General features: G+C 57.5%; 26 protein-coding genes. 18 read left to right on the forward strand and 8 right to left on the reverse strand.

All coding sequences use genetic code 11. The features are described 5' to 3' along the window. Positions 1 to 918 (reverse strand): recombination-associated protein RdgC, encoded by a 918-nt coding sequence (locus tag FYB76_RS02240; RefSeq protein WP_154132527.1) that lies wholly within the window; start codon positions 916 to 918, stop codon positions 1 to 3. 27 nt (positions 919 to 945) lie between these two features. Here FYB76_RS02240 and FYB76_RS02245 point away from each other — a divergent pair, with 27 nt between their 5' ends. Further along, positions 946 to 1,527: a hypothetical protein gene (locus FYB76_RS02245; protein ID WP_154132528.1), complete on the forward strand. Its 582-nt coding sequence runs from the start codon at positions 946 to 948 to the stop codon at positions 1,525 to 1,527. A 227-nt stretch (positions 1,528 to 1,754) separates the two neighbouring features. Here the strand turns inward: FYB76_RS02245 and FYB76_RS26960 are convergent, their stop codons facing one another. From FYB76_RS26960 to FYB76_RS02260, 4 genes are read right to left on the reverse strand one after another with little or no spacing between them, the layout of a single operon-like run. Then, the gene (locus tag FYB76_RS26960) at positions 1,755 to 1,889 is read right to left on the reverse strand and encodes a hypothetical protein (protein ID WP_255475260.1); all 135 of its coding nucleotides are present in this window, start codon (positions 1,887 to 1,889) and stop codon (positions 1,755 to 1,757) included. After that, complete coding sequence (locus FYB76_RS02250; protein WP_154132529.1) at positions 1,886 to 2,488, reverse strand: hypothetical protein; 603 nt, start codon at positions 2,486 to 2,488, stop codon at positions 1,886 to 1,888. Before FYB76_RS02250 ends, FYB76_RS26960 begins: the two co-directional genes overlap by 4 nt. Next, positions 2,485 to 2,844 (reverse strand): hypothetical protein, encoded by a 360-nt coding sequence (locus FYB76_RS02255; protein WP_154132530.1) that lies wholly within the window; start codon positions 2,842 to 2,844, stop codon positions 2,485 to 2,487. Before FYB76_RS02255 ends, FYB76_RS02250 begins: the two co-directional genes overlap by 4 nt. Positions 2,845 to 2,846: 2 nt before the next feature. Next, a complete protein-coding gene (locus tag FYB76_RS02260; protein ID WP_154132531.1) occupies positions 2,847 to 3,080 on the reverse strand; it encodes a hypothetical protein in 234 nt (77 codons plus the stop codon). Between the two features lie 247 nt (positions 3,081 to 3,327). On the opposite strand from FYB76_RS02260, the gene FYB76_RS02265 reads away from it, so the two are divergent. Then, positions 3,328 to 3,741 (forward strand): zinc ribbon domain-containing protein, encoded by a 414-nt coding sequence (locus tag FYB76_RS02265; RefSeq protein WP_195724550.1) that lies wholly within the window; start codon positions 3,328 to 3,330, stop codon positions 3,739 to 3,741. Between the two features lie 129 nt (positions 3,742 to 3,870). Here the strand turns inward: FYB76_RS02265 and FYB76_RS02270 are convergent, their stop codons facing one another. Next, a complete protein-coding gene (locus FYB76_RS02270; RefSeq protein WP_154132533.1) occupies positions 3,871 to 4,596 on the reverse strand; it encodes a LexA family transcriptional regulator in 726 nt (241 codons plus the stop codon). Positions 4,597 to 4,710: 114 nt separating this feature from the next. On the opposite strand from FYB76_RS02270, the gene FYB76_RS27065 reads away from it, so the two are divergent. The 4 genes from FYB76_RS27065 (at position 4,711) to FYB76_RS02290 (ending at position 6,594) form a co-directional block, all read left to right on the forward strand. Beyond that, positions 4,711 to 4,902: a helix-turn-helix domain-containing protein gene (locus tag FYB76_RS27065; protein ID WP_370516286.1), complete on the forward strand. Its 192-nt coding sequence runs from the start codon at positions 4,711 to 4,713 to the stop codon at positions 4,900 to 4,902. Positions 4,903 to 5,335: 433 nt separating this feature from the next. Then, a complete protein-coding gene (locus FYB76_RS02280) occupies positions 5,336 to 5,944 on the forward strand; it encodes a hypothetical protein (protein ID WP_154132535.1) in 609 nt (202 codons plus the stop codon). 29 nt (positions 5,945 to 5,973) lie between these two features. Beyond that, the gene (locus tag FYB76_RS02285) at positions 5,974 to 6,324 is read left to right on the forward strand and encodes a hypothetical protein (RefSeq protein WP_154132536.1); all 351 of its coding nucleotides are present in this window, start codon (positions 5,974 to 5,976) and stop codon (positions 6,322 to 6,324) included. A 6-nt stretch (positions 6,325 to 6,330) separates the two neighbouring features. Then, on the forward strand, positions 6,331 to 6,594 hold the full coding sequence (locus tag FYB76_RS02290) for a hypothetical protein (RefSeq protein ID WP_154132537.1): 264 nt from the start codon (positions 6,331 to 6,333) through the stop codon (positions 6,592 to 6,594). 2 nt (positions 6,595 to 6,596) lie between these two features. Here the strand turns inward: FYB76_RS02290 and FYB76_RS02295 are convergent, their stop codons facing one another. Beyond that, entirely contained in the window at positions 6,597 to 7,070 is a 474-nt protein-coding gene (locus FYB76_RS02295) for a hypothetical protein (protein WP_154132538.1), read from the reverse strand. Between the two features lie 179 nt (positions 7,071 to 7,249). Here FYB76_RS02295 and FYB76_RS02300 point away from each other — a divergent pair, with 179 nt between their 5' ends. From FYB76_RS02300 to FYB76_RS02350, 11 genes are all read left to right on the forward strand, one after another. Beyond that, positions 7,250 to 7,687: a nuclease domain-containing protein gene (locus tag FYB76_RS02300; RefSeq protein WP_229296850.1), complete on the forward strand. Its 438-nt coding sequence runs from the start codon at positions 7,250 to 7,252 to the stop codon at positions 7,685 to 7,687. Continuing rightward, the gene (locus tag FYB76_RS02305; protein ID WP_154132539.1) at positions 7,684 to 7,932 is read left to right on the forward strand and encodes a helix-turn-helix domain-containing protein; all 249 of its coding nucleotides are present in this window, start codon (positions 7,684 to 7,686) and stop codon (positions 7,930 to 7,932) included. Before FYB76_RS02300 ends, FYB76_RS02305 begins: the two co-directional genes overlap by 4 nt. After that, positions 7,929 to 8,900, forward strand: coding sequence for a helix-turn-helix domain-containing protein (locus tag FYB76_RS02310; protein ID WP_154132540.1), 972 nt, complete (start codon positions 7,929 to 7,931; stop codon positions 8,898 to 8,900). The genes FYB76_RS02305 and FYB76_RS02310 overlap by 4 nt, the downstream gene beginning before the upstream one ends. Further along, positions 8,900 to 9,133, forward strand: a complete 234-nt coding sequence (locus FYB76_RS02315; protein ID WP_154132541.1) for a hypothetical protein — start codon at positions 8,900 to 8,902, stop codon at positions 9,131 to 9,133. The genes FYB76_RS02310 and FYB76_RS02315 overlap by 1 nt, the downstream gene beginning before the upstream one ends. After that, entirely contained in the window at positions 9,130 to 9,432 is a 303-nt protein-coding gene (locus FYB76_RS02320) for a DUF4406 domain-containing protein (protein ID WP_154132542.1), read from the forward strand. The genes FYB76_RS02315 and FYB76_RS02320 overlap by 4 nt, the downstream gene beginning before the upstream one ends. Further along, positions 9,429 to 9,797: a hypothetical protein gene (locus FYB76_RS02325; protein WP_154132543.1), complete on the forward strand. Its 369-nt coding sequence runs from the start codon at positions 9,429 to 9,431 to the stop codon at positions 9,795 to 9,797. Before FYB76_RS02320 ends, FYB76_RS02325 begins: the two co-directional genes overlap by 4 nt. A gap of 20 nt (positions 9,798 to 9,817) precedes the next feature. Then, complete coding sequence (locus tag FYB76_RS02330; protein WP_154132544.1) at positions 9,818 to 10,147, forward strand: hypothetical protein; 330 nt, start codon at positions 9,818 to 9,820, stop codon at positions 10,145 to 10,147. A 27-nt stretch (positions 10,148 to 10,174) separates the two neighbouring features. After that, entirely contained in the window at positions 10,175 to 10,528 is a 354-nt protein-coding gene (locus FYB76_RS02335; RefSeq protein ID WP_134222157.1) for a hypothetical protein, read from the forward strand. Then, positions 10,525 to 10,767 carry a hypothetical protein gene (locus tag FYB76_RS02340; RefSeq protein WP_154132545.1) on the forward strand — a complete coding sequence of 81 codons (243 nt, stop codon included), beginning with the start codon at positions 10,525 to 10,527 and terminating at the stop codon, positions 10,765 to 10,767. Before FYB76_RS02335 ends, FYB76_RS02340 begins: the two co-directional genes overlap by 4 nt. Positions 10,768 to 10,777: 10 nt before the next feature. Continuing rightward, positions 10,778 to 11,137, forward strand: coding sequence for a hypothetical protein (locus FYB76_RS02345; protein WP_154132546.1), 360 nt, complete (start codon positions 10,778 to 10,780; stop codon positions 11,135 to 11,137). A 106-nt stretch (positions 11,138 to 11,243) separates the two neighbouring features. Continuing rightward, positions 11,244 to 11,663 (forward strand): hypothetical protein, encoded by a 420-nt coding sequence (locus tag FYB76_RS02350; protein WP_154132547.1) that lies wholly within the window; start codon positions 11,244 to 11,246, stop codon positions 11,661 to 11,663. A 128-nt stretch (positions 11,664 to 11,791) separates the two neighbouring features. Here FYB76_RS02350 and FYB76_RS02355 read toward each other — a convergent pair whose 3' ends face one another. Next, on the reverse strand, positions 11,792 to 12,088 hold the full coding sequence (locus tag FYB76_RS02355) for a hypothetical protein (RefSeq protein ID WP_154132548.1): 297 nt from the start codon (positions 12,086 to 12,088) through the stop codon (positions 11,792 to 11,794). Between the two features lie 102 nt (positions 12,089 to 12,190). On the opposite strand from FYB76_RS02355, the gene FYB76_RS02360 reads away from it, so the two are divergent. Next, positions 12,191 to 13,030: a hypothetical protein gene (locus tag FYB76_RS02360; protein ID WP_154132549.1), complete on the forward strand. Its 840-nt coding sequence runs from the start codon at positions 12,191 to 12,193 to the stop codon at positions 13,028 to 13,030. The last annotated feature ends 77 nt before the right edge of the window (positions 13,031 to 13,107 follow it).

Raw genomic sequence — 13,107 nt, forward strand, 5'->3', positions numbered from 1 at the left:
TCACAATTTTTCCTTCATCGGTTCTGCAACGATGCCTCCAAGTGCTTTGATTAGATCTTTCAGCAGTTTTTGCAGTTCGCCAGTAAACAACATGAAGTCACCGTCGAAGCGCTCGTCATCGTTCTTACCGGTCAGCTCGTGGTTTTCCTTCAGCACGTCGAGCAGCGCGATCTTCTTGATAGACAGGTTCTCGGCCATGGTGAAGCTGATCTTATCTGCCCAAGTGAGTGCCAGGCGCGTGCACTGCTTGCCGGTCTCGATATGCTGGCGGAGCTGGTCGGCTTCGAGGGTATGGCGTACGTATCGCACGGTTGCGCGGCTCTCGGCGGTGGAGCGCAGCTCGGTGTCCTGATCGACCGTGAAGCCCTCGGGCGCCTCATCGCTCGCAAGCCAGTCAGTCATGGCAGCGCCAGGCGACATCACGGTGCGCACAGTCTCCAGCGGGAACTTCGGCACGGCCTTGAACAGCAGCTTGAGCGCTTCTTCGGCCCTGGCCGACGTGCTGCTGTCGGCCACCAACCAGCCATTGACCGGGTCGATCCAGACCCACATGCTGGATAGGCGCGTGAAGGCGCGCGGCAGCAGTTCATCGGTGACCTGTTCCTTCAGTTCCTTGGTCTGCTTGCGGCCCGGCGGAAAGCCTTGCTGTTCCTCCAGTTCCTTAGCGCGCTCGCGGGTGACCTGGTTGATCACCGAAGACGGCAGGATCTTCTTCTCGGTCTGCAGGCGCAGCAGGAACTGGCGATTGACCTGGTGCACGAGGCCGTTGGAGCTCTCACGCGGCTGGATCCAGCCTTGCGACTGCATGTCCATGTTGCCAGCACGCTTGAAGGTCTGCGGGGCCAGGTGCTGCGACAATTGGCCAGCGTTGATATGCCACCGCGCGGGGAGTCGGTAGATAATTGCGTTCTTGAACATACAAAATTCCAGAAAAAGGGGTGTCAAATGGAGCGAGAGTTACTGCTTGTGCTACGCGTATGTGTCGGATTCATTTCGGTTGCAGTCTCCCTCGCGCTGCTGTTTTTTATATTCCCAAGCATGAAGTCGGAAGTTGGCGCGGCTTGGACAGGTGCTTTGGGAACGGTGGCGGCATTCGGCGCGGCCATCTATTTGGCCAGACGTGGCGATGTTCAGCGTCGTCAAGAACCAATCCTGTCCCTTGGTGCAATCCTGTATCAGGCTGAATGGCTCTGTAAGCAGATCCCACAAGAAGCAAAGCCGTCTGTCGTCAGCATTCGAATGATGAGAAGCCTCGTCAGTCCGAGAAAAATCGAAACGGTCGAACGGGCCCTTGATCGGTTTCCCCTTGATCGCTTGTTGGACTACGCTTCTATTGAGGCGCTTTTCCAGATGCGTGATGCAATTCACATCGCGGGAAACACGATAAGAGGTATCAACATGTCTGATGACGACTGGTATAGAGATTTCTGCAGCACACATGGCGGGCGGAAAAAAATGCTCGATAAAGTTGAGTTGGCTTTGGCTCACCTGGAGCTAGTTCGAGCTGGAGCAGGAATTAACGGGTGAAATCGATCGCACGTGCAGCCAAGCGCAACGAAACGATGCGATCCCTTCCGCCTCGACGATGGAATCCGTAGAGACGGAAGAAAACCGGGATGGCGGCGATGAATTTCATTTCGCCCTCCAGCAAGCAACTTGCACAGGCGCGGCCTTGGCGGCTTGCAGCGAGGCCAGGAAGAAGACGGCGGCGACGATGAAGCACGCGCCGCATGCGAAGCCCAGGCAGAAGTTCTTCATGCGACCACCAGCACGGTGACACCGAGTGCGCCCGCCAGATATCCGGCGGCTTCGATGATCGCGGGGGAGCCGACCTGTTCCCCGGTACGCTCGGACCCGTCAGCGAAGACGTAGCGGTAACGGCAAGTCACTTGTCACCTCCATCGCTGGAAGCTGCCGTAGCCGGCAGGGAGGCGAAATCCAGGGCAGTTCCGCTCGGATACCAACAAAGCGGCTCGCGGTGATTGCGGATGACTTCGTTGAGCACATCGAAAGCCTTGACGAGTTCATACGGAACGTCACAACCATCAGGCAGATCGCCTTCGAACTGGTCAAAGGGATCAAGCGGCGATGCGTATTTCGGCTCGCAGATGATCAAGTGGAGGTCTTCGAAGGCAATGCCTTTGTCGTTCGCGTATTCGCGAGCCTCATTCGGATCTTGGAAATAGCGGTCCGTCCCGTCGAGGTAGAGCAGGGCGGCGCCGTCCCACTGCTCGCGGGGCATGGCTTTGTATTTCTCGATACGACGCAGCTCAAGACAGGAATCGCAGTAAAGGCGATCGATCTTGATTTCGACTGCCTCACACTGTTTGCACAGGCGATGAGTGGCGCCGCAGAATCGCGCCATGTGTTCGTCGTCGCCCCAGAACCGACCATCGCGCGAAGCCCAGCCGGTTACTGTCTGCAGGCTGGCGGCTTCTGGCGAGCTGTACGGAATGTGCAGTTCCGCGCCTTTGATCGGAGCATTCATTTGCCACCTCGCGCGGCGATGAGTTTGTCGGCCGCGCGCAGCAACTGCTCGCGGGACGGAGGATGACCGGTCTCCAGCATGTCCTGCAAGACGTTCTGTGCCTGCTTACCGGTGAAGATGGTGATGATCGCCTCCAAGCGCTCGCCAGCATTCTCAGCGGCGGTCTGCAGCGGCGGCGCCGAGTTCGCGAGGGCGGGTTTGCTCAGCACGTCGATGACGCGCTGGAAGCCGGCTTCCATCTGGGCGGGCAGATTCAGCAGAGTCGACAGATCGACCGGCTTTGCCGCCGGCTTCTTGGGCTGGGCAGCGGGGCGTGCGGTCGGCTGTGGGATCACTGGTTTCTTGGCGGTGGCCATGATTACAAGCCCTCCACTTCATGGTAGAGAGCCTGAAACTGTTCGGCGTCTCTGGTCCAATCTGCAGCGTAATCGGCCATCCCGCAACGAGCGGCCTCGCCCGCGTGGGTCCTGCATTCGTGGACGTATTGCGCCAGTGCGAGACGCATCAACAGGAATTGGGTGCGGGTCAAGGTGACTCCCCGCTCAATATCATTCCGCTGCATGGCCGCTCTCGTCGCATGCTGTGCACTCATTGCCATCTCCATCGCAAGTAAATTGCCGGAAAGCCTGGAACCGGCGCGGGATGCTTCCAGCCGAAAAGAGGTGAGGGGGACACCGAGGGGCGGCTGAGGCTTTTGGTAAGTCGATGAATAGAACTATACGCGAATGGATAGACAAGTCAATACGCGAATGAATAGATTTTTCCGCGACTTTTCCTGTAGCGACAGGCTCACATTTGGAGTGGGCTACAATTCAGCAAACAAATTAGGGAGCGTCGGAATGCGACAGTTTGAAAATCAAGCGAACGGCTATGTAGAAACGTTTGATCGGGGCGGTGCTGTTGCGGGGCTTCTCTTCTTTGGACCGTTTTACCTGGCGCTCAAAGGTCTATGGGGTCACTTCGTTTTTTATTTGGGGATTATGTTGTTTGTGGCAACAAGCGGCAGCATACCTATTATCCTTCTAGCTCACATCATCCTTTTTTTAGGATATGCGTTCACTATCGATTTTTTGGTTGCGACCCGCTTCTATCGTAGAGGCTGGGTTGAGTTGGTGCATGATCCCGAAGGCGCGGCAGAGGAAGAGTTGGCAAGCGAAACTCGGAAGTGTCCTTATTGCGCTGAGGAGATCAAGTCAGAGGCCATTAAATGCAAGCACTGCTTGTCTGAAGTCATACCCCTGCATCATTCCTAGAAGGCAGCGACCCCGCCTCGTTTGCATGTGTCTTTATCTGCACTTGCTGCGCTAGGCACTAGTACGAATGCAATTCAACCGGATCGAACTATGATCAGATCGGTTTTCATACGGACAAACGGCCATAAATTAGCCGCGTAAGAAGTTGCGCTGAGCCATAACTACTTCGCCGATGAGAATGCAGTTTTCTGTCGAGCACTCCTCGCGGTGATATCGCTTTTGATCCGAGTTGTCGGAGACCAAGAACCACCTGCCAAAATCACTGATCAACCGTTTCACAACAGCCTGGCCGCCAAAATTCACCGCAAAAATCTTGTTATCTCGCGGCCTGACGGACTTTGTATTGATGATGACTGTATCGCCATCGGAGAGGGTTTCCTCCATGCTGTCGCCGCGCACAGTTGTCGCCACTAATTGCTCCTTGGCCAATCCATGCTGATCTAGCCATCGCTGGGTGACTGCAACCGGGATTGCGAACTCACTTTCGTCAAGTTCAGCTTGAAAGCCAGTGATGCCTGCAGTGATGTTGAGCTTGTAGACAGGTATCTCGACAATATCAGGGCGAGCCGCAGGCGCTGTCGAGGCGATCAGAGCCTTGAGAGCCTGCACCTTTGCGGATGGTGTTACCGCATCTCGCCCCATTTCCCCCAAGCCCTCATTGAGCCAGTTGAAGCTGACGTTGCACGCTTCTGCGAGCTTGCGCACTGTGGCAGCCTCTGGGTGGCCTTTGCCGGAATTCTTCAAAATCCTGTTGATTGTCGGCTGTGGAACGCCGGATGCGCGTGCTAACGCACTCTGTGACGGGAACCCGGCAGCAGACATGGCTTGGTCAAGACGGGCGGCAATGTTACTCATTTGGTCAATATACGTGCGCGTATAGCTCCACGCAAATATCTATCCATTCGCGTATTGAATAAGTATCCAAGCGCGTATAGAATGACCTGCATGAATAAAGACATCGGCATCTTGATGCAGGAAATTCGTTCAGCGACACGCTGGAGTGAGCCTCGCTTGGCCAGTGAAATCGGAGTCTCTCAGCCGACCGTTAATCGAATTCTCAACGGTCAAGCGGATTGCAAAGCCAGTACGTTGCGTGCAATCGAGTCTCTGCATAGCCGCGTAGTTGCGACGGACGTACCAGTCCAGGAGGGCGCGCGATGAGCTGTGTCCCGCCCCGCATGGGTTCCCTGTTCCTGCAGGTGTTCCGCATCGACCCCGCATTCATCGGATAGGCAAATAGCTCTTGAGCAGATGAATCATGTATTCGCGCTGCAAAGCTGCTCCAGGTGATTCTGGCGGTGGCTGTAGGGCGAGGTTTTGGCAAGTGCCGGATATCAGCTGAGTAAATGCACTGGACTGGTCCGGCTTGAGGACGCCAATTAGGCAGCGCACCACAGTGTCTTGTACGGCGTTGCGTGCGCTCAGCTCCTCTTCCGGGGTCATGTGTGGCTGTACGGATTGCGGCATTGCTCTCTCCAATTATTCGTGCTCGGCGAGTCAGCAATCTATCACGGCGGCGCTTCCGAACTGATTTGGCGGGTTTGTAGTTTTCTTTTCGCATGCCACCAGAGTATGCACACGGGGATTAAAAGTCATGTTCCACGGTACACACGAAAGCCCGATTGGTTCGCTGCGGCGCCACGTTGAGACGTGGAAGAGGCGGACCACCTGGAGCAACGCGACCCTCGCGCAGTACATCGTTGAGGCGCACGAGCGCATTGGCGGACCGGCGCGGACCGGAATCACGTTCGGCCGGAGCGGAGACGCCTACAACGACATGAAGGCGCACCAGCAGCGCATCTGGCGCTGGCTGGACGATGTGTCGGATGACAAGAACCTGCTGAGCGCGAACTTCCTGCCGTCCATCGTCGCGGCGCTGCCGACCGATCTGAAAATCAGCTTCTGGAACGAGCTGCTGTCACATGACGGCTTCTGCGTGGCCAGCCTGGAAGAGGGCGACGGCCAATTCCGGATCACGGACCTCGCGCTGGTGATGAAAGAGGACAGCGAGGCTCACCAAGCCTGCGCCGAGGTGATCGGCAGCCCGGACGACATCCAAGCACTGCGCCGCGCCGAGAAGGAAATCACCGAAGCCATCGAGACGAAGAAGCAGGCGCGCGTGCGCATCGGCGCAATGATCCGCGCCATGTCTGCCGTTTCGAAGATCTGCCAGCCATTCCGCCGCGACGGCGTCACCCGCTGAAGTCAATCAAATCCCAAGAGGAGAGCCCCATGAGTGCATTTTGCGTATTCGGCGTGAGCCGCACTGACTGCCTGCGCATCGCTGAAAAGAAGGTGAAGCGCTACGACGACGAGAAGAAGCGCAATCTCACGATGGAGGAGTGGCGCGCCCAGGTCGATGCGCTCGCGCAGGATCTGTTCAACACGACCACGCGGCACCGCCAGGTGAGCCCGGCCTTCGATGCGCCTCAGTTCGCCCGCGAATGGGCGGCATTGGCGCTGCGCACCGATCAGGTGAAGGGTGCCGATGTCCGTGTGCGCAACATGGTGATGGATGGGGAAGGCAAGCCGGTGAAGCGCAACGGCAAGATCCTCATGACCTGGCAGCACTTCGCGGGTTGAGGCGCCATGCAAGCAGAAAAGCAAAAGGGCGGGGCTCTCGCCAAGTTGGCCGGCATCTTCTGCCAGGAGCCGCGCTTCCGCGCCTTCCTCGATGAGAAGTGGCAGGACGACGCGCCCTACGATACCCCAGAGAAGGCGGCAGACCTGGTGCGCCGGGTGTGCGAGGTGGACAAGCGCAGCAAGCTGGATCACGACCCTGCCGCCGCTGAACGCTTTCATGATCGCATCCGCATTCCCTACGTGCGCTGGCAGCTCGGGCGAAACGTATGACGCTATGCAAAAAATGCGGTCCACCGCTCACGGCGGCTCAGGGTCTGAATTTGATCGTCACGCCCATTTTCGCGCAGAGTGTCGTTGTATGCCGGGAGTCGAAGCCATTGGATATCAGGCACGTCCTCGTCGCGAAGCTTGTGAATTTTAAATTCAAGCTGATCGATATCGAGACTGGCTGCTTCGGCGTTGAGCTCGTTCCAGCGCCTGCGCTGCATTTCGCATTGAAGACGCTTTTCTCCAGGCGAAAACACAATGCTGAAGGCTGCAGCAGCAGCCATTGCAACGCCTGCGACGGCCGTGACGTGTTGGTCACCGCCGAGCCAGCCAGCGAATGCCGCCGAGCCGCCGAATATCTCCAAGAAGGAGAGGGCAGCTGCGCATCGTCCATAAATTCTACGCATCAGCAGGCAGTATCGCGCGCCGTAGCGAATTTCGAGAATTGCCTCAGAGTGACTGCGTGTCGAATTGGTCATTGCTTGTTCCCTTTGGTCCTGGTTGTACCGGCGGCGGCATTGGTCTCGGGGGCACTTGTGTACGCCGTTCAATTTTTTCCATGGCAGGCCTTCTTTGATAGTTGTTTTGGACTTGGGAAATTCCATTATAGCTATTCGGGTAGGGCTGCCGCCCAATCTGGTGCTTTAGGAGTGCGGCAATGATGCGCCGAACTCCACTAAAGCCCGGCAGAAAGCCCCTGAAACGCACCGGGTTTGCCAAGCCAGGCGCCGGTCTGCTGCGCGTTGCATCGTCCCAGATGAAGGCCCGAAAGGCCTCCAAGCCCAAGATGACAAAGATCCGCGCCTCCGCGCGCGATCAGGAATGCACGCTGCGCTTCCCGCTGGTGTGCAACCACCGCACCGATACCACCGTGCTCTGCCACAGCAACCAGCTGAAGGACGGCAAGGGCATGGGCCTGAAGGCCCCAGATACCCGCGCGGCATATGGCTGCAGCGCCTGCCATGACGTACTGGACGGCCGAGCGTCGCGTCCTGCAGGCATGACCCACGAACAGATGCTTGAGCGCTTCGAAGAGGCGGTCACGCTGACCCACCAAGTTTTAGCCCGCAAGGGTTTGTTGAAAGTTGAAGCATGAGTATCGAGCTCACCATCAAAGTCTGGCAGCGGTCCTTGCCGGCGTCTCCGAAGATTGTCCTGCTGGCGCTGGCTGACCAGGCGGGGCGGGACGGCAAGTGCTCTCCGCGCCTGCGCGATCTGGCCGAGAAGGTAGGTATGAGCCAGCACTCCGTCCGGACCAATCTCCTGCAGCTTGAGTCCATGGGAGCCGTGATCTGCGAGCGCCAGGCCTTCCGCGCATCCACATACAGGGTGGTCGGATGAGTATCGAAGCCATGCAATGGGCCTTCCAGCAGGACATCAAGCCTGCCTCGATGAAGTTCGTCTTGGTCTCTCTTGGGGACAACGCCCAGCACGACGGCATGGCCTGGCCCTCCATTGCAGCGCTGTGCGAGAAGACCGGGCTGGACCGCAAGACAGTGATTTCCGCCTTGAATCGCCTGGAGCAGGCCGGTTTCCTTTCGGACAGCGGGAAGCGCACGGGTAGCACGGGCCAGGTGAAGGTCTACCGGTTCAACTTTGATCGCCTTAAGGGTACCGAAAACGGAACGGTACCGAAAACGGAACAGTTCCGAAATTCCCGTCAAAGAGTACCGAAAACGACGGGTAACAGTACCGTTTTTCCGCATAACAGTACCGAAAACGGGACACGGAACCCACAAGAACCCAAAGAACCATCAGGGAACCCACAAGGCGCGCCTGCGGCGCCTGCCACTGACCCGGTTTGGAAACCCTTGCAGGCCCTGACCGCTGCTGGCGTCGAAAAGCAGACGGCGAAGGATTGGCTTGCACTGCGCAAGGCGAAGAAGGCACCGGTCACCGAGACAGTTTTCCACCTAGCGGCAGAGGCGGCACAGCAGGCCGGAGTGACGCTGCAGAAGGCGCTGGAGATCTGCTGCGTTCGCGGCTGGACCGGCTACAAGGCCGAATGGATCAAAAAGCACCTGGCCGAGGAGGGCGCTGCCACCGGTGGCGCATGGTTCGCGACGGAGCAGGGCGTGATCGCCAAGGCTGCGGAACTGGGCCTGAAGACCATTCCTGGTGAATCGGCCTTTTCGCTGAAGCAGCGGGTGCAGGAGGCCATCGACAACGGCGGCAAGCCGCCCATGACCGTATCAGGCCAGCGCGTGGTACAGGCGCAGCCAAAGGACGAAGGCAAGGCCGAGGTGTCGCCCGAGAACCGCAACGCCGCCCTGCAGGCAGCACGCGGTCTGAAGAAGAAGGTGGCGTGATGCGCTGCCTGGACTGCGCGCACTGCGACCTGCGCAGCAATCCGGAAATGGCGAAGCGCGGCTTCGCAAAGTGCAAGTTCGTGGAGTCGGCCACCTACCCGAGCACCACGGCGCAGCGTGAGTGCAGCCACTTCCAGACCACCGCGCAAGAGGCGGTAGCGAAGCGCGCGGCGTGGCTGCAGGCTCAGGACGAATTATTCAAAAAGCAATTGCCGCAAAGGAGAGGTGCATGAAGTTTTACCTGGCAGGACCGATGACCGGTATCCCGGATCTGAATTTCCCGCGATTCCATGAGGAGGCCGCTCGCCTGCGCGCGCTGGGCCACGAGATCGTCAATCCGGCGGAGCTCAACCCGACCAGCAATGACTGGCTGGAGTGCATGCGCATCGACATTCGCGAACTGGTGATGTGCGACGGGGTAGCGATGCTCGCCGGCTGGCGCAAGTCGCGCGGTGCAACGCTGGAGCACGACATCGGCATGCGCCTGGGGCTGCAGGTCATCGAGGCGGCCGATTTGGTCGAGCCCGCATGAAGCTGGTGACCGTCACGCTGCCTTTCCCGGATATGCGTCTGAATCCGAACAAGTCCAAGGGCACGCACTGGGCTGTCACGTCGGGTTTGCGCAAGAAGGCCAAGCACGTCGGCCACATCCTGGGGCTGGAGGCTGCGCACAAGGCCGGATGGGAGCCGCATGGTCAGGACGTGCCGCTGCGTATCACCTTCGAAATGCCAGATCGCCGCTGGCGCGACCGCGACAACCTGCTTGGCGCGATGAAGCCGAGCCTCGACGGCATTGCGCTGGCGCTGGGCGTGGACGACAGCCAGTTCGAGCCGGTGACGCTGCGCCGCACGTATGGCCGCCACCCCGGCGCCGTGCATATCGAGATCGGCGGCTGACCACCACCCTTGGAGGGCATATGCAGAAGGGGAAAAGCATTCGTGAGCATGTAGCGGAATACCTGGAAGAGCACCCAGGGTCTCCGATGTGGGAAATACAGTGCGCCATTTTGCAGCTCGGCATTTCCTCGAAGTTTGGCGTGGCTTCGGTGATTCGCAATATGTCGGCGTGCGGGGCCTTGGAGGTGGACAAGACGAATTACAAGGCTTTTCGCTACTCCCTGAAGGATGAGGCGCGCGCTGTGTACCTGGTCGATGCATCCCGCTTTGAGGTGCCGCCGGAGCTGGCTGGCCCTGCTGTTCCACCGCTGGTCTGGTCGATGCGCCATCTGCTCGGCCATGCCGTTTGATTGATAAGAAGCAACTAGGAGAGATACATGCAAAACGTTCAAGCGGCCGCTGCTCCGCTGGTACTCATACAGCCCGCCCCGGTGGCGCGCGATCAGGACGGCTACTGGGTCCACCCTGAAGAGCCCGACTTCGATGAAGACTGGCAGGCCTACAAAGCTTGGATCGCTGCGCAGGGCTTGGAGCTGAAGATCGATGACCTGGAAGACTATCCGGACCACGCAGCTCATCACCGCTACTTCGAGGAAGGCGAGGCCGACATCAGTGACTGGGTGAGCGAGCGTCCCGCTGGGGAAGGCTGGTTCACCCTGTCGATCCACATGACCGAAGACAGTGCGGTGTGGGTTTGGGCACGCCGTCGGCAGGAAGGGGCTGCAGCATGATCGCCGCCATCCCCGCCGAAGACCGGCCTACCATCATCCGCCAGAGTATCCCCGAGCCAGGCCAGGACCGCGCGCAGGCATTGAAGACATCGCGCATCGAGGCCGCGCACCACTATTCCAACGTCGTGCCCAGGCGTTTCAGCGTGCAGCTGCGAGCCAAGATCAACGGCGCCCCGTTGATTTGCTTGAGCTGCGGCGCGAAGACCAATGAAGACGGCGACCTGCCGTGCGACCACTGAGGAGGCAGCAATGAATAACGTGACCCGGTTTTTGAAGACCTTCGGCATCAATGTGCTGGCGGCCTACCTCTTCTACGCGTGGAAGTTCGAGGCATCTGAGGGCAGCGGAAACATCGTGCTCTTCTGGTTCTGGTTTGGGGCTGTGTTCGGGATTCTGGTGATGTTCTTGCCGGCATCTGGGAAGCAGCCAAAGCGCATCAAGTGGATTGATGCAGTCAATGCCACGGCGAACCTGCTCTTCGTCGTGGGATTTGCCTACTTCGGGCATTTCCTGCTGGCAGCTTGCTGCGCCCTCGGTGCGCTTGGGTGGCGGATCTACCGTGACAGGTTTGATGATGAGGGTTTGCCGCTGCCAAAGGAGGAAGTGTGAATTCGGAGGCAGTAGAACTGATCATGACACTCGGGGCGCTCTTCGTAGCGTTCTGCGGGGCGCTGGCGGTGCTGCTGCGCCATTTTGCAAAACAAGGCTGAAAAAAATGACGAACGACCGATTGACCGATAAGCAGCTGGACGCCTATTGCGAGGAGTGGCTGCGCTGGTGCGATACCCGCAAGTTTTACTTCAAGCCCGGCGCCCAGAACGTCCTGGCGCGTTTCCAGGCGGGGAAGTCGAAAGAGCCGCCGGACGCCCGCAATAGCGCTGACATGCAGTGGTTCAATGCGGCCGTGTATGCCATGGCTGACATGAAGGAGCATGAGGAGACGTTCGCATGCTTCCGCCTGATGTACATTGAGAGGGCAGGCCACGTGAAGCGCCTGGCAGATGAGAGGGGTATCTCGCAAAAGACCTATTACAACCGGGCTCGCACATTTGTTCGCAAGGCCATGTCGTTGGCGCGCAGCTTTCAAGTTGCGCAGCAGTCCTTCGATGCCGAGAACCGAGTCGCGAGTGTGTAATTAAAATTACACATAATAGTTCTGGTCGAGATTACACTTTTCCCCCTAAAATCGGGGTCATTCAGATAGTCTGAATAAGTGTCAGAAAATTTCTACGAAAGCCCCGATCCGAATGGACGGGGCTTTTTTCATGCGCCGTATTGCTCTTGCGCTTTCAGGATTACCTTTTGGATGCGGTCCGTCATTCCGGTTTTGTAGTGCTCTGGAATGGAAGGATTGGCGTTTAGTTCGCGGAGCAGTCCAAGTGCATTTTGGCCAATGGATTCTATATTTGCTTTGCGGTTGCTAGCATGTGCGGCCAAGTGTCCAATCACAGAGATGCTCATGGCAAAATCAGCGGTCGCCGAGATGGCGAGGCTATCAAGCAGCTTCTGGTGGCTGTTACGCAAGGCTTCAAATTCTTCGCGAGTTGGTGTGCTTTCCATAGCTTGTCCTTAGGGTTGGCTAGGCGAGAATAGTAACCTATTTGCAACATGCGTTCTGCGTCCGTATGTGATATTTTTATATCAACTTCCAAGGGGGCGGATATGGCAGATTCAAGCGATATTTACGGCAACGATAATAAAGAACCGATTTCAAGGGAAGAGCTGGAAGAACATCTCCGTAAACAGCTGAGATACTTGATGCGTTCGTGCAATGTCATGGACGCGGGAGACGCGGACGAGGCTCCACGTGCCGCTTCAGTACTGCGTACTTTGCTTCATCACGTTGGAAAGTCCCGTGCTCTATTGGTTCAGTTGGGACTGCGCGATGTGATCAGTTTCAAGAACACGGGGATATACCGTACGGAATTTCAGATCGCGTGTGAGTCCATGATTCCGCCCGAGCTAAAGGCCCAGGGATACCGGGTGGCGGCGACGAATGCAAATGAGGTCGGATTTCTGGTCTCTAGAGCTTTAGAGGATGGTACTTTCGGTTGGTTTGCACCTCTTGATGAGCCAAAGTATCTGCCGCAAGACCCTCGCTCGAAGGCATTAATTCCATTTCAGCGCTTTGATGACTGGTGGACGCGCACAATCGTCGAGGGAGTGGATCATCGGGATTTCAACCGCATGCACCTCGTGCTTGTTATGGCCAATCAAGATGGCGGTTCGCATGTAGATCCATCTCTTGATAAAGATTACCGAGCACTTTGTGATAACAGCAATGGGGACGGTGCCATAGCATGGTTTGGAGAGGCTCCTGTTCCGGGCGATCCAATCGCCAGCATGAAGGCGCTCTGGAAGCAATATAGAGATAGTATGCCAACTATTCGACACAACCGAGCGTATGCATCTATTCGCCAGATTGCCTATGAGGTCATTATTACCCTTCGCGATGATCCTGCTACCAAACAGATAGTAGCTCCATGTTTCGGTACCTCCTAGTTGCTTAATCAATATGTCCTGACGATAGCCAGGTTAAATTTTCCGAATAAGTTGTCTGTGCGACCCACTTTCAGAAT

It is taken from the genome of Herbaspirillum sp. CAH-3 (assembly GCF_009668275.1).
Lineage (GTDB): Bacteria > Pseudomonadota > Gammaproteobacteria > Burkholderiales > Burkholderiaceae_D > Herbaspirillum > Herbaspirillum aquaticum.

Coding starts and splice junctions, on each gene's coding strand:
- FYB76_RS02240 (WP_154132527.1), bottom strand. CDS start 918: ATGTTCAAGAACGCAATTATCTACCGACTCCCCGCGCGGTGGCATATC.
- FYB76_RS02245 (WP_154132528.1), top strand. CDS start 946: ATGGAGCGAGAGTTACTGCTTGTGCTACGCGTATGTGTCGGATTCATT.
- FYB76_RS02250 (WP_154132529.1), bottom strand. CDS start 2,488: ATGAATGCTCCGATCAAAGGCGCGGAACTGCACATTCCGTACAGCTCG.
- FYB76_RS02255 (WP_154132530.1), bottom strand. CDS start 2,844: ATGGCCACCGCCAAGAAACCAGTGATCCCACAGCCGACCGCACGCCCC.
- FYB76_RS02260 (WP_154132531.1), bottom strand. CDS start 3,080: ATGAGTGCACAGCATGCGACGAGAGCGGCCATGCAGCGGAATGATATT.
- FYB76_RS02265 (WP_195724550.1), top strand. CDS start 3,328: ATGCGACAGTTTGAAAATCAAGCGAACGGCTATGTAGAAACGTTTGAT.
- FYB76_RS02270 (WP_154132533.1), bottom strand. CDS start 4,596: ATGAGTAACATTGCCGCCCGTCTTGACCAAGCCATGTCTGCTGCCGGG.
- FYB76_RS27065 (WP_370516286.1), top strand. CDS start 4,711: ATGCAGGAAATTCGTTCAGCGACACGCTGGAGTGAGCCTCGCTTGGCC.
- FYB76_RS02280 (WP_154132535.1), top strand. CDS start 5,336: ATGTTCCACGGTACACACGAAAGCCCGATTGGTTCGCTGCGGCGCCAC.
- FYB76_RS02285 (WP_154132536.1), top strand. CDS start 5,974: ATGAGTGCATTTTGCGTATTCGGCGTGAGCCGCACTGACTGCCTGCGC.
- FYB76_RS02290 (WP_154132537.1), top strand. CDS start 6,331: ATGCAAGCAGAAAAGCAAAAGGGCGGGGCTCTCGCCAAGTTGGCCGGC.
- FYB76_RS02295 (WP_154132538.1), bottom strand. CDS start 7,070: ATGACCAATTCGACACGCAGTCACTCTGAGGCAATTCTCGAAATTCGC.
- FYB76_RS02300 (WP_229296850.1), top strand. CDS start 7,250: ATGATGCGCCGAACTCCACTAAAGCCCGGCAGAAAGCCCCTGAAACGC.
- FYB76_RS02305 (WP_154132539.1), top strand. CDS start 7,684: ATGAGTATCGAGCTCACCATCAAAGTCTGGCAGCGGTCCTTGCCGGCG.
- FYB76_RS02310 (WP_154132540.1), top strand. CDS start 7,929: ATGAGTATCGAAGCCATGCAATGGGCCTTCCAGCAGGACATCAAGCCT.
- FYB76_RS02315 (WP_154132541.1), top strand. CDS start 8,900: ATGCGCTGCCTGGACTGCGCGCACTGCGACCTGCGCAGCAATCCGGAA.
- FYB76_RS02320 (WP_154132542.1), top strand. CDS start 9,130: ATGAAGTTTTACCTGGCAGGACCGATGACCGGTATCCCGGATCTGAAT.
- FYB76_RS02325 (WP_154132543.1), top strand. CDS start 9,429: ATGAAGCTGGTGACCGTCACGCTGCCTTTCCCGGATATGCGTCTGAAT.
- FYB76_RS02330 (WP_154132544.1), top strand. CDS start 9,818: ATGCAGAAGGGGAAAAGCATTCGTGAGCATGTAGCGGAATACCTGGAA.
- FYB76_RS02335 (WP_134222157.1), top strand. CDS start 10,175: ATGCAAAACGTTCAAGCGGCCGCTGCTCCGCTGGTACTCATACAGCCC.
- FYB76_RS02340 (WP_154132545.1), top strand. CDS start 10,525: ATGATCGCCGCCATCCCCGCCGAAGACCGGCCTACCATCATCCGCCAG.
- FYB76_RS02345 (WP_154132546.1), top strand. CDS start 10,778: ATGAATAACGTGACCCGGTTTTTGAAGACCTTCGGCATCAATGTGCTG.
- FYB76_RS02350 (WP_154132547.1), top strand. CDS start 11,244: ATGACGAACGACCGATTGACCGATAAGCAGCTGGACGCCTATTGCGAG.
- FYB76_RS02355 (WP_154132548.1), bottom strand. CDS start 12,088: ATGGAAAGCACACCAACTCGCGAAGAATTTGAAGCCTTGCGTAACAGC.
- FYB76_RS02360 (WP_154132549.1), top strand. CDS start 12,191: ATGGCAGATTCAAGCGATATTTACGGCAACGATAATAAAGAACCGATT.